This is a genomic window from Acinetobacter sp. CAU_H_S139_7 (genome assembly GCF_058599305.1).
This window is the reverse complement of sequence record NZ_CM178651.1, coordinates 909,833-922,192: the sequence shown is the minus strand read 5'-3', so window position 1 is coordinate 922,192 and position 12,360 is coordinate 909,833. Positions and strand designations below refer to the sequence as shown.

Sequence of the window (12,360 nt, the reverse complement as noted above, 5' to 3'; positions counted from 1 at the left end):
TAATTTTCAATTCATCTTATGTCTACACCTTCACAACGTTTACAAGCGATTGACGCCCTCAGAGGATTGGTTATTCTGATTATGATGGTCGATCATGTCAGAGAAACTTTTTATCTCCACCAGCAAGTCCCCGACCCGATGCTGATTCCAGGAACCGAAGAATCCCTTTTCTTTAGCCGGATCTTGGCTCACTTATGTGCACCTGTTTTTGTGGTATTAACAGGCTTATCGGCTTATCTTTACCAAGCAAAAAACAACAGCGCTCAAATGACACGTGAATTTTTACTCAAACGCGGTCTATTTCTGATTTTTCTCGAACTGATCATTATCAACTTCGCTTGGACTGGACAGTTCCCGCCCGATGTCATCTATTTACAAGTAATTTGGGCCATTGGTCTGAGTATGGTGGTTTTAGCAGGCTTGATTGGGCTATCACAAAAATGGCTCTGGGTGATCAGTCTCAGCATTATTTTTGGACATAATGCGCTGGATCAAGTGTCATTTTCACAAATACCGATCCTGCAAAATCTGTGGTTTATTTTGCATGAACGTGGTTGGATCGAATTTGGAGATCTGATTCGTTTTAGAACCTCTTACCCAGTACTGCCTTGGATTGGGGTGATTACCCTTGGCTATTGCATCGGTCATACCATATTTAACAGCACACATGATATCGCAAAAAGAAATCAAATCTTGTTAGGCTTCGGGCTTGCCAGTATCAGCTTATTTATCGTTTTAAGAATGATCAATCTCTATGGCGACCAAGCATGGTCAATCATGCCGACCAGCACTGAAACCGTTATGGGTTTTTTGAACTTGACCAAGTATCCGCCATCGCTGCTGTTTATTCTATGGAATGTCGGACTAGGCTTAATTCTGTTAGTGTTACTTCAAAAGGTTGAAAGTAAACCTTGGGTCAAACCCTTGATTATCTTTGGTTCCGTGCCGATGTTTTTCTATATCGTACACTTATATGTGCTGAAAGCCCTCTATCTCATTGCGGTCGCACTGTTTGGCACGACCCATGGCGAATACTTCGGAGTCGATCATGTCTCTACCCTATGGCTCATTTCGATTATTTTAACTGTAGCTCTCTATCCGTTGATGTTGAAATTTTCAGCCTTTAAACATAAAAACAAACACATTCGCATTCTTAAATACCTCTAAGGATTTAAGGTGTATAGCCAATTTCACTGAAATAACATTGATGCTTAGTCCAACTAGGCATCAGATTTCCCGACACCCGGCTAATATGCTTTATGCGCCAACGAATGTCTGAAGCAAAAAATTTACTCTGCTTTGGTGAGTAGTGCTAAGCAGATTGAAATTAAAACCATCCCAATCCAACCGATTGGTGCAAGTTGTTCTCCCACCAACAGGATTGCAAAAACAGCGGCAACCAAAGGTTCAAATAAGGTCAAGGTAATGGCTTTACTCGCAGGCACAGTTTTTAAGCCATATCCAAATAAAACATAGCCCAAAAACATGGGGATCAACATCATATAACCCACGACATAAAGGTTGATGTTTTCTTCAAACAAGTTTGAACCTGTTATCCATAAAGTCGGAAGTAATAATAAAGAACCAAGTCCGAAGATGAGCCCCATAGACGCTTTTGCATCCATTCCTTGGTCAATCATTCGTTTTGTCGCCCAAGAATATAAAGCATAGGTCAATCCCGCAACCGCCCCTAAAGCAATACCCAACATTGGTCGATTTTGGGACAGATGCTCCGTGGTTGCTACAGCATGTGATTCCCCGAGAGAAAGTAGCGCAACGCCCGTCACTCCCAAGACGAAACTCATCAGCCATGTCATCGAAAGTTCTTTTCGATCAAATACCCTTTCTAAAAGTGCGGTAAATAAAGGCGCCGTACCAATCGAAACGACTGTTCCAATGGTGATGCCTGCATAGTACATAGATGAATAAAAGGCCAAAGGATAAATAAAAACCGCAATTACACCTACACCGAGCATCACAGCATTGGCTTTGATATGTGCCAGATGGTAGATAATACTTTTTCGCGCCAAAAGTGCCTGCAACAGTCCACCACCGCCCATGGCGGCAGCGCCAACAGCCAAAGGACTCAAATTGGGTGCAAAAGATGCGACTGTGCCCGTCGTTCCCCATAGAAAAGCAGCGAACAGCACCGCGAAAAAACCATAATTCGGTACCGCAGAAACAGACTGATTCACGTACTGATTTCCTGTGCTAAAAGTGTTTTCACCATCGCTGTTGCAGCTTGTACTTTTTCACTCGAGCTTTCCAAGCCTGCTCGCGCAATCGATCCCTCTAAAACAAAAGACAACAATAAAGCTATTTGTTTGACCTTGTCTGCGTCCGAAATGATAAGGGCAAGCTGTGTAGAGATAATGTTTTCAATTTCATCCTTATGCCGTTTTACAGCCAAGCGCTCGGCGCTGTGCGCTGGGAACTCAGCAGCAGCATTCAACAAACCACAGCCCCGAAAGCCTTTTTCATAGGCAAACTCGGCATGGTCTTGATAGGCTTCAAAAACCGCGACAATTTTATCAATAGGGGTATGCGCTTGTTGGTTTCGAAGTGCATACAAATCTAACCACTCTTGATGCCGTGCTTCTATATAAGAGGTGATCAAGTCAGCCTTGGTTGGAAAATTATTATATAAGGACATTTTGGCAACTTTAGCCTTATCGGTAATGCTGTTAATCCCTGTACTGGTGATTCCATCGTTATAAAACAAAATCGCGGCTGCATCTAAAATTTTCTGTTTCGCAGTTTTCGTATTCATCACACTCAACTAAGTAGACCGATCTACCTAATTTATAGAATCTGTAAAAATATGCAAGTCACCTTTGCTTATTTAATGAAGGAAATATCAGATGAATCAAAAACGGAAGAATGCCCTTCAATCACCCCATTACAATGACAGTGGATAAAAAGCGAAACGGAACAATCGCTCTATACTTTTACAAAGCATATGTAGTTCCAACTTATATGTAAGAAGTTGCTAGATAAACCAAACGAAGGATGCTAAAAACCGCTCAGATGAAATTGAGAAACTTTCGAAAAACTGATCTACCAAAACGACTACTACATGGCACAGCAGTGTAGTCTCTATAACTGCTTGTCTGAAAACGAATAGCGAATCTAAAAAGGGATCGTGTTGGACAACTCAAGCTATAGCTGAATACTATAAAAGAAGGTTAAATACCTTAAATAAAAAAAAGCAGTAAGAGAAAGTCTAACTGCTTTTTTTAGAATTTGATCACTGCCGATCTATGTGGTGTGCCCCACACTACTTGCCGTAATGGCCCAACTTAAACTTGGGTTATTGATTACTGATTAATTTTAGTTTGTATTTAAAAATAATTTGGCGGAAGCGGTGAGATTCGAACTCACGGAGGACTCACACCCTCGTCGGTTTTCAAGACCGGTGCATTAAACCGCTCTGCCACGCTTCCATGGGCGCTATCATATAAATAAAAATATTTTTTGGCAAATATTTTTCATCTCACGGCCTGCAAAAAGCCACTATTCAGCTAAAAAATGTTCAATCTCAATAAGATATTAAATTTACAGCCTCTATAGGATGGAAAATTGATCAATAACTCTGGCATCTTTTAAAAATTAACTTTAAAAAAGGCATAAAAAAAACCCTGACTTAGTCAGGGTTTTTGAATTTGGCGGAAGCGGTGAGATTCGAACTCACGGAGGACTCACACCCTCGTCGGTTTTCAAGACCGGTGCATTAAACCGCTCTGCCACGCTTCCATGGGCGACATCATATAAACATTCAATCTACTTGGCAAATACTTTTCTTCAAAAATCACACCAAGTGGCTAAAATTAAAACAAAATCTTTTAGTTCTCTGAACTTTCAGGTCTGTCATAACGAATTGAATTGACATACCAGTGTTTTTTTCCAGTTGGCGTCAACACTTCAATTTCATCATCGACTTGTTTGGACAGTAAAGCACGTGCCATCGGCGAGTCGATGGAGATGTGCTGCGGGTGATGATCGTAAATTTCATCTACTCCGACGATGCGTAAGGTTTTTTGTTCCCCTGCGTCATTTTCAATTTCGACCCAAGCGCCAAAATAAATCTTGCCAGCCTGCTCTTCAGAAAAGTCGATAATACGAAGTTCTTCGAGGCGTTTTCCCAAGTAGCGAACCCGTCGATCAATCTTACGTAAGATCTGTTTGTTGTACTGATAATCCGCGTTTTCACTACGGTCGCCAAGGCTCGCCGCCCAGTTTACTTTCTTGGTAATTTCAGGGCGTTCTTCATGCCAAAGCTGCTTTAATTCCGCCACCAATTTGTCGTGACCTGCACGTGTAATTAAGTTTGATTTCATGATGAATGCCGTCTAAATCTGCTTATTGATTTACAACAAAGGATTATTTTATCCCTTATTTCTCCACAACAGAAGTTTATAAAATAAATTCCTGAATTAAATTAAATTGTTATGTTACATTTTTCAAAAAAATATTGCACAAAATTTGACACTTTTAAAATTGATATATATTATGCGCACATCTTAAATTAGTTGCCTATTTTTTAATCTATGTAGTTTTTCTACATAATCTTCTTAATCCCATGTCATTTTGAATGACGTCATGAATGCCCAACCTCTTATTGAATTTAGACAACTTGAACTCGTTTTAAGGCATGTTTTTGCCTTTGCGTTCTAGGGCATAAATTACTTGTAGCGGAGACAACATGCACAGTAGTTCAACTTCTGGATCGAGGCTTTGCCTTAATTCATTAACTTTCTCTCTCCCGTTGAAAGCCCTTGCTTTAAGTACTTTGTTAATTCCATTTCATAGTATTAATGCAAGTAAGACCTACCAATATGATAACGTCGTCAATCATAATAAATTGACTGTCGTTTCAGTGGAAAACCCAACGACCGTTTTTAAAGATGGTCAGCATTTGCATGGTTTTGGTTATGACCTTGCACGTAACTATGCAGACAGCTTAAATGTAAAGCTAGACTTCAAAACCGTCCCCGATAATGCTACAGCACTTAAATGGGTAGCACAGGGCAAAGCAAATTTTGCAATGACGACGGCAAGTGTTCAAACGATTGAGCAAAAAAGTCTCGCAACCTTTTCTGCTACTTGTGGTGATTTAAACGTTTTACGTAAAAATGGCCTCAATACTGAGCTGAACTGGGTGTTTAAACATGCGAATGATCCATTGACGCAAACGGCGAGTGGATTTGTCTGCCGTGGTAAACAATCTGGTTCAATTGGTCAATTAGCCTCTTTTTACAACCGTAATGTCGTGAAGCCTGAAAACTGGAATACGATTCAACGCGATTTGCGTCAGCGTATGCCAATCTATAAGGCCAGTTTTAAAAGCACAGCGCAAAAGTACGATTTAGATTGGCACTTATTGGCAGCGATTGGTTATCAAGAGTCTTATCTTAAGCCGAACTCCGTTTCTCCCACGGGTGTACGTGGTTTGATGATGTTGACCAATAGCACAGCCAAAGCCATGGGTGTAAGTAACCGTACTGATCCAGCGCAAAGCATTCAAGGTGGTGCCAAGTACTACGACCAAATGCTGAGTCGCTATGATGATATTCCCTTTCCTGACCGGAACTGGTATGCACTGGTTGCGTACAATATGGGACCGGGTGCGGTGAATCAGATTCAAAAACGGATTCAGGCACAAGGTAAAGACCCCAATAACTGGCTCAATTTGTATGTTTACTTACAACAGAACCAAGCAAAGAATGGCCGTTACCGTCAAGCACTACAGTATGTGACACGTATTCGTGCTTATCTTGAACATATTAAAACCACGCCGCAGTTGGTCAATATCTAAAAGATCCTCTCTATCGGCATAAAAAAAAGCTTACCTATAAAGGTAAGCTTTTTTTATTTCAGAACACTTAAGCTGTTTGCTCAAGCACTTTCTTAAATAAATCTTTTTGCTCTTGGCTTGGCTTCGCTGTTTGCAATGCCATCAACTGTGACATATCACCTTGAACTTTTATTTTACCCGTCATGAACGCTTGCATTGCTGCAGCCATATCAAACTCAAGGAACACTTTACGTAGTGTTTCAGCATCCATGTTCAAGGTTGTTTTCGCGTTTGAAGACAAGCCTTTTTTAATTGCGCCGCCATCTAAAGATAATTCGGTATTACCCGCATTGTCAGCAACAACTAAGTTAATTGCAAGATTCGCAAGTGCTGGCGGCAGGTTCAGATTCCCCGCTTGAGCAGTTAATGTTTCTACAGTTGAAAACCAATCATCAGTTAAAAAAGCAGGCATGATGTTTCCTCAATTCTTTGTTCGTTGTGTGCTGCCTATCCAGACGGCATCATTGTGAAGCTAAATATGCTCGGAGATTGTTATAGCATGTATATCCTACATGTGCCTAAAGTTTTTTGTACGTACCGTTCATATTTTATATTTCTTATACAAAGTTTATCAAAATCATCCACATAAAAAAAACACCAATCATTGATTGGTGTTTTGCATTGGCTTAACTGACAAAATTAGTCTGCTGCAAAGCCAAGATTAACCATGTTAATGCGTTTGTTCTCTGGTTCATCTTCCGTTGAACAACTTTCACCTTTAAAGTCGAATTCACGTTCGCTATCTAACGCTTCAAAGTCGAATAACTCACGGTCTGCCAGCTGCGATGGCGAGACATTTTGCAAGGCACCAAAAATACTGTGTAGACGCTTTGGATGTGCTTTATCCCACTCGCGCAACATGTCATTTAACATGGCACGTTGCAGATTTTCCTGAGAACCACACAAGTTACACGGAATAATCGGGAACTGACGCATTTCAGCATATTTAATGATGTCTTTTTCTTCCACATAAGCCAGTGGGCGAATCAAAATATTCTTTTTATCTGACGATAACAATTTAGGAGGCATCGCCTTTAAGCTGCCGCCATGGAATAAGTTCAAGAAGAAGGTCGCCAAGATATCATCACGGTGATGCCCCAATGCCACTTTGGTTGCGCCAATTTCTTGCGCAAAGCCGTATAAAGAGCCACGGCGTAAGCGTGAACAAACTGCACAGTAGGTTTTACCTTCAGGCGTCAAACGTTTGGTGATGCTGTAGGTGTCTTTTTCTAAGATATAGTAGGGAATATTATTCTCTTCTAAATAACGTGGTAACTCGTCCTCAGGGAAACCGGGTTGCTTCTGGTCCAAATTCACAGCCACCACATCAAAATTGATCGGTGCAATGCGTTTAAACTGCAACATAATATCGAGCAAGGTATAACTGTCCTTACCACCGGAAATGCAGACCATCACTTTATCGCCTTCTTCGATCATTTTAAAATCGCGAATGGCATGACCCACCTGACGGCGTAACTTTTTCAACAGACGATAATACGCAGAGCTAGTGGGTAGTTCTGGTTTAAAATTAAATCCCTGATTGGACTCAACTGGCGAGAACATAGACGAGTTAAACCTTAAAAAAAATACCGCGCAATTTTATCCGATTCACAGCCATCTCGCACCTAAAGAATGTAAATTCTCATGAATTGTCATTGCTGTCATATTCATGTATTGAAATCGGTTTAACTTTGAACGATTGCGTTCATATTTTAGCTGAACTGCTTATGTTTTGGACTTTTCCACATTTTTCCACAAAAGCTGGGGATAACTTTGTGGATTCTAATCGACTTGACAGGGTGTTCCCCCCACTCTTTAAGGCTTCTATTTAAATTGATCATTTTTTGATCAATTTATTTACTATTAAATTTCAATAACTTAACCCAGTCAAGCAATCCTCATTAAAAATAAATTAATTATTTTTTTTGATTAATTGCTCAACAATTTGACTTGATTTTTACAAAGACCTAGATTTTTTGAACTTAAAATAGTTTCAGACTGTTCTTTTTTTGCTAAACTCATTTCTAGTCACTGAAATCGATTTTTTTACGATTAATAATAGATAATGAAAAATAAGCTGCTTTTGAGTCGTTTTTACGTTTTGGGGTGTATGACGATTTCGTTCATGGCACTGGATTGTCACGCGGGTCAAACTATCTACCAATTGAGAGATTCCAACGGTACGACCTTGTTAACCAATAAACAAAGTCGTTATAGCAACTTAAAAGTCGAAAAGAAAACCTATTATCCAGACAGTAATATCCACAGTTATAGTAACTGGGGGGCTTCTGAGTCTTCCGTGTTGCCCAGTTATAGTCGCAACAAAAATGCTTTTGACCACATTATTCGCCAAGCGGCTCAAACCCATGGCGTTTCTGAAGGCTTAATTAAAGCGGTCATGCATACCGAATCAGGCTTTAATGTCAATGCACGTTCACCTGTTGGGGCTCAGGGGCTTATGCAACTCATGCCTGCGACAGCACGGCGCTTTAATGTCTCTAATGCGTATGATCCACAGCAAAACATTAATGCGGGTGCCAAGTATTTGGCATGGCTAATGAAACGCTTTAACGGCAACACCAGTCTTGCGCTTGCAGGCTACAATGCTGGCGAAGGCAATGTACAAAAGTACGGTGGTATTCCACCCTTCCGTGAAACTCAAGACTATGTTCGCCGCGTGAGTAGCCGTTATAGCAATCTATATGCGGGCGGGATTAACATTTATGCAGGCTCAAATAGCACACCGGCCAATGCTCAAGTCATTGCCCAATCTGCACATTACGATGCAGACTCTTCCCCAAGCACGCAACTCAGTGTGAGTCGTAGCGCACCTTCACGCCAAATTATCCTCGCAGCCGATGGCAGCTTTACTGATGCGCCTGGTTCCTATGCCACCGCCAATGCAACCGCCTCTGCCCGCATTCAAATTTCAGAATAATTTTTATAGCAGTTTTATTATTTTTTCTTGAATTTTGAAGAGTTTCACCTCATATTGAGATCAATGATTTTCGATTTATAAATCAGATTATTTTTTTATTATAAGAGGATTTTCTCAATGATGCGGATTGGTTTGTTCTTGCTAACCAACCTCGCGGTACTGGTTGTAGCTGGCATTATCTTGTCACTCTTCGGTGTCGGTAGTTACCATGGCGCGGGTGGCTTAAATCTAGGTAACCTACTGGTTATCTGTTTTGTCTTTGGTATGGTTGGCTCAATGATTTCTCTATTCATGTCAAAATGGATGGCGAAAAAAACAACTGGTACAGAGTTAATTGACCCCAATGCCCCGCGCAACCAAGCTGAAGCATGGTTGTTACAAGAAGTCGCTCAATTGGCGCAACGTTCTGGTATTAAAATGCCAGAAGTCGGTATTTTCCCGTCTTACCAATCTAATGCTTTTGCTACAGGTTGGAACAAGAACGATGCATTAGTTGCAGTTTCTACCGGCTTACTTGAGCGTATGAATAAAGACGAGCTTCGTGCAGTTTTGGCTCACGAAATTGGTCACGTCGCCAATGGTGACATGGTGACTTTGGCGCTCGTTCAAGGTGTAGTGAACGCCTTTGTGATGTTCTTTGCACGTGTCGCAGGTGATTTCATTGACCGCAATGTCTTTGGTCGTGAAGATGGTGAAGCACCAGGTTTAGCTTATTTTGCCATTACCATCGTGCTTGATATTGTCTTTGGTATTTTAGCTTCTGCAATCGTGATGTGGTTCTCCCGCTACCGCGAATATCGTGCAGATGAAGCAGGCGCGCGTCTTGCAGGCAAACAAGCAATGATTTCAGCCTTGTTACGCTTACAAGCGGAGTCACAACTTCCAGATGCGATGCCTAAAGAAATGAAAGCGTTTGCTATCGCGGCGGGTCAAGAACAAGGCTTTAGTTTAGCCGCATTGTTCCAAACCCACCCGACGATTGAACAACGTGTTGCTGCTTTACAACAGCTCGATTGTCCATAAACAATTCGTTCACAAGATTTTAAAAAGCCTCCACTTGGAGGCTTTTTTGTGACTCTGCATAACAGAACATTTTTATTCAATCGTCACTTCGATACAGCGTAATAAACTGCCATTTGGGTCAATGATGCAAAACTGGCGGATCTCATCAAAATTCTGAATATCGCTCATACGGGCAATTTCCCACAACGACCAATTCACTTTAGACCAGTATTCATAATAGGATTGAATTTCCGCTACGCGAATACAGGCACTATGCCATGAACTATTTGGATCTAAATGCGGATGATGGAAAAATTCCAGTGTCATTTCACCCAAACGCATAATCATCCACTCGGGGGACTGATACACCAGATCAAAGCCCAAGCTTTGATAAAATGAAGCAGTGCACGCCAAATCAATCGCTGGCAAATTTGCCGTAATCTGACCTTCAAATTTCATAAGTGGCTATCCTAAGTTTAGTCCCTGTAACCAATGCCACATCACACTGCCCCCCCACCACAATAAGCCCATAAAACACACCAAAAAGATCAGGCCAAACAAATCTGGGATGTGTAGCCAAAGCCATGCCACTACTGGGTTTCGCCAAAATGCGGACTGTTGCTGTTTCTTTTCCAATTTTTCATGAAGAAAAGGATGAGTCACATGATGTTCTGAATGGATTTGGTATTCTTCCCGAATATGGTCATGAACCACATCCAGTGCTTTACGACTCGGACGTATAAAAATATCAAATAATGTCCCTAACACAGGGATAAAACCGACCACAGCATCAATCATAGCCAGCTTCAATACTGGACTCAATTTCTCTTGCGGTACACCAATTTGCTTGGCTTTATAAATGGCATAACACGTTAGGGCAAAACCAGCGATATCACCAGCAATCGGAACAGTACTCAACGCAGCATCGGCACCTACACCCTGCTTGGTGAACGGGATACGCACCACAGAATCCATCATATTGGCATATTTGGCCAAATCACGCTCTAAACGAATGACATTTTGCTGGCTCATTTTTTTTGTTCTAAGGGTTCAGGCATGTTGTTACTGACCTCCATCATTTCAACCACTTTAACATCATAAAACCACTGAATTATGCTGGTTTTCATGACTTTTTTCTGTGCTAACTTTGTGCTGAAACAATTACTTATTAGCTTAAGACAAGGTCAGGATTTGTGACGCAATCAGTAGATATACCACCACGCCTGACGCATCACAAATTGAGGTGACTAAAGGTGCAGATGCACTGGCGGGGTCGAGTTTCATGCGGTTTAAGATAAACGGCAGACTCATACCAATCAGACAACCCATCAACACAATGCCCATCATACTCAGTGCCAATACTACAGCGACCAGAATATCCCCACGGAAATAGCCCAAAATGGAGACTGCCGTTGCCATGGTTCCACCCAAGCACAGCGCAACCAAACTTTCACGTCCTAGCAAATAAAACCAGTCTTTAAAATGTACATCACCGGTTGCCAGTGCACGTACCATTAAAGTTGCGGACTGTGACCCCGCATTTCCCCCACTTCCCACCAGTAAAGGTAGGAAAAATACCAAAACGATATGCGCCGCAATCAAGTCTTCAAAGTGTGCAATTCCCAGCCCCGAGAGTAAACTGCCAAAAACCAGAAACACCAGCCAAAACACCCGCTTCTGATACAGTAAGAAGATTGGAGCCGTTTTAATACTCATCTGCGGACTGGCCGCAACCGCACTACTTTTTAGAATATCTTCTGTGGTTTCTTGTTGTACCACATCCATTGCATCGTCATAAGTCACAATCCCCAATAGACGCTGCTGCTCATCGACAATGGGCAAAGCCATAAAATCATAATGAGCCAGTTTCTGTGCAATACTTTCCTGATCCTCACTGACTAAACCCGTAATGACACGGCTGGTCATAACCTGTCCAATCAATTGCTCAGGCGGAGACTGAATAATTTGCCGCAGCGAAATCACACCGTGTAAATAACGCGAGGCATCGATCACATAGATGAGATATAAAGTTTCACTTTCCGCTGCATGCTGTCGTATATGTTGAATCGCCTGTTGCATGGTCATTTCGGCATGTACCGTAATAACCTCAGTGCTCATAATTGCACCCGCAGACTCGGCAGGATAGTGCATTAAATCATTCAGCTGGGCTTGAACATGCGCATCTAGCTGCGGAAAAATCTGACCTTGAACCTCTTGTGCCAAGCTTTGAAATAAATCGGTACGGTCATCCGAATGCATCTGAGCCAATAACTTCACCAGCAAAGCCTGAGGCAATTGCGCTGCTAGCTGCTGCTGCTCGGTTAATGCTAAAAACTCAAAGACATAACTGGCTTGTGGTAATTGTTCCAATAGCCGAATTTGGTCATTTATAGGCAGGGCCATTAAAATATCAGCTAAATCCGCAGTGCTGTACTGTTTCAAACTTTGGATAAAAGCATGGTTATCGGGCTGATTTAATTGCGCTTGGAAATCTTGCTGTGAAAATGACGGATTTGGCATACACCACTCAAATATTGTTTTTCTTTATCTATGCGAGTATAGCAAA

12 protein-coding genes and 2 tRNA genes are annotated in these 12,360 nt (G+C 41.6%); 4 read left to right on the top strand and 10 right to left on the bottom strand.

The window, feature by feature from the left end; genetic code table 11:
* Positions 1-18 precede the first annotated feature (18 nt).
* Positions 19-1,167: an acetyltransferase domain-containing protein gene (locus AC4MC0_RS04525; protein ID WP_335997391.1), complete on the top strand. Its 1,149-nt coding sequence runs from the start codon at positions 19-21 to the stop codon at positions 1,165-1,167.
* Positions 1,168-1,289: 122 nt separating this feature from the next.
* On the opposite strand, the gene AC4MC0_RS04520 is transcribed toward AC4MC0_RS04525, so the two are convergent.
* The 5 genes from AC4MC0_RS04520 to greB form a co-directional block, all read right to left on the bottom strand.
* The gene (locus AC4MC0_RS04520; protein ID WP_335997393.1) at positions 1,290-2,195 is read right to left on the bottom strand and encodes a DMT family transporter; all 906 of its coding nucleotides are present in this window, start codon (positions 2,193-2,195) and stop codon (positions 1,290-1,292) included.
* Complete coding sequence (locus AC4MC0_RS04515; RefSeq protein ID WP_335997395.1) at positions 2,192-2,770, bottom strand: TetR/AcrR family transcriptional regulator; 579 nt, start codon at positions 2,768-2,770, stop codon at positions 2,192-2,194. The genes AC4MC0_RS04520 and AC4MC0_RS04515 overlap by 4 nt, the downstream gene beginning before the upstream one ends.
* A gap of 583 nt (positions 2,771-3,353) precedes the next feature.
* Positions 3,354-3,443: transfer RNA gene (locus AC4MC0_RS04510), tRNA-Ser, on the bottom strand.
* A 220-nt stretch (positions 3,444-3,663) separates the two neighbouring features.
* Positions 3,664-3,753, bottom strand: a tRNA-Ser gene (locus tag AC4MC0_RS04505).
* Between the two features lie 89 nt (positions 3,754-3,842).
* On the bottom strand, positions 3,843-4,337 hold the full coding sequence (greB, locus tag AC4MC0_RS04500) for a transcription elongation factor GreB (RefSeq protein WP_004695648.1): 495 nt from the start codon (positions 4,335-4,337) through the stop codon (positions 3,843-3,845).
* A 365-nt stretch (positions 4,338-4,702) separates the two neighbouring features.
* On the opposite strand from greB, the gene AC4MC0_RS04495 reads away from it, so the two are divergent.
* The gene (locus tag AC4MC0_RS04495) at positions 4,703-5,815 is read left to right on the top strand and encodes an MltF family protein (RefSeq protein WP_335997398.1); all 1,113 of its coding nucleotides are present in this window, start codon (positions 4,703-4,705) and stop codon (positions 5,813-5,815) included.
* A 67-nt stretch (positions 5,816-5,882) separates the two neighbouring features.
* Here AC4MC0_RS04495 and AC4MC0_RS04490 read toward each other — a convergent pair whose 3' ends face one another.
* Together AC4MC0_RS04490 and ttcA are read right to left on the bottom strand one after the other, a co-directional pair.
* Entirely contained in the window at positions 5,883-6,266 is a 384-nt protein-coding gene (locus AC4MC0_RS04490; RefSeq protein WP_004695646.1) for an SCP2 sterol-binding domain-containing protein, read from the bottom strand.
* Positions 6,267-6,493: 227 nt separating this feature from the next.
* Entirely contained in the window at positions 6,494-7,417 is a 924-nt protein-coding gene (ttcA, locus tag AC4MC0_RS04485) for a tRNA 2-thiocytidine(32) synthetase TtcA (protein ID WP_491887295.1), read from the bottom strand.
* A 502-nt stretch (positions 7,418-7,919) separates the two neighbouring features.
* Between ttcA and AC4MC0_RS04480 the strand changes: the two genes are divergently transcribed.
* Positions 7,920-8,792: a lytic transglycosylase domain-containing protein gene (locus AC4MC0_RS04480; RefSeq protein ID WP_335997403.1), complete on the top strand. Its 873-nt coding sequence runs from the start codon at positions 7,920-7,922 to the stop codon at positions 8,790-8,792.
* Between the two features lie 117 nt (positions 8,793-8,909).
* Positions 8,910-9,815, top strand: coding sequence for a protease HtpX (htpX, locus tag AC4MC0_RS04475; protein WP_004695643.1), 906 nt, complete (start codon positions 8,910-8,912; stop codon positions 9,813-9,815).
* Between the two features lie 72 nt (positions 9,816-9,887).
* Here htpX and AC4MC0_RS04470 read toward each other — a convergent pair whose 3' ends face one another.
* From AC4MC0_RS04470 to mgtE, 3 genes are all read right to left on the bottom strand, one after another.
* Positions 9,888-10,253 (bottom strand): bleomycin resistance protein, encoded by a 366-nt coding sequence (locus AC4MC0_RS04470; protein ID WP_335997406.1) that lies wholly within the window; start codon positions 10,251-10,253, stop codon positions 9,888-9,890.
* Between the two features lie 6 nt (positions 10,254-10,259).
* Positions 10,260-10,826 (bottom strand): DUF4112 domain-containing protein, encoded by a 567-nt coding sequence (locus tag AC4MC0_RS04465; protein WP_491887294.1) that lies wholly within the window; start codon positions 10,824-10,826, stop codon positions 10,260-10,262.
* 141 nt (positions 10,827-10,967) lie between these two features.
* Positions 10,968-12,314 (bottom strand): magnesium transporter, encoded by a 1,347-nt coding sequence (gene mgtE, locus AC4MC0_RS04460; protein WP_335997410.1) that lies wholly within the window; start codon positions 12,312-12,314, stop codon positions 10,968-10,970.
* Positions 12,315-12,360: the final 46 nt, after the last annotated feature.

Coding starts and splice junctions, on each gene's coding strand:
- AC4MC0_RS04495 (WP_335997398.1), top strand. CDS start 4,703: ATGCACAGTAGTTCAACTTCTGGATCGAGGCTTTGCCTTAATTCATTA.
- AC4MC0_RS04465 (WP_491887294.1), bottom strand. CDS start 10,826: ATGAGCCAGCAAAATGTCATTCGTTTAGAGCGTGATTTGGCCAAATAT.
- mgtE (WP_335997410.1), bottom strand. CDS start 12,314: ATGCCAAATCCGTCATTTTCACAGCAAGATTTCCAAGCGCAATTAAAT.
- AC4MC0_RS04470 (WP_335997406.1), bottom strand. CDS start 10,253: ATGAAATTTGAAGGTCAGATTACGGCAAATTTGCCAGCGATTGATTTG.
- greB (WP_004695648.1), bottom strand. CDS start 4,337: ATGAAATCAAACTTAATTACACGTGCAGGTCACGACAAATTGGTGGCG.
- AC4MC0_RS04490 (WP_004695646.1), bottom strand. CDS start 6,266: ATGCCTGCTTTTTTAACTGATGATTGGTTTTCAACTGTAGAAACATTA.
- AC4MC0_RS04515 (WP_335997395.1), bottom strand. CDS start 2,770: ATGAATACGAAAACTGCGAAACAGAAAATTTTAGATGCAGCCGCGATT.
- htpX (WP_004695643.1), top strand. CDS start 8,910: ATGATGCGGATTGGTTTGTTCTTGCTAACCAACCTCGCGGTACTGGTT.
- AC4MC0_RS04480 (WP_335997403.1), top strand. CDS start 7,920: ATGAAAAATAAGCTGCTTTTGAGTCGTTTTTACGTTTTGGGGTGTATG.
- AC4MC0_RS04525 (WP_335997391.1), top strand. CDS start 19: ATGTCTACACCTTCACAACGTTTACAAGCGATTGACGCCCTCAGAGGA.
- ttcA (WP_491887295.1), bottom strand. CDS start 7,417: ATGTTCTCGCCAGTTGAGTCCAATCAGGGATTTAATTTTAAACCAGAA.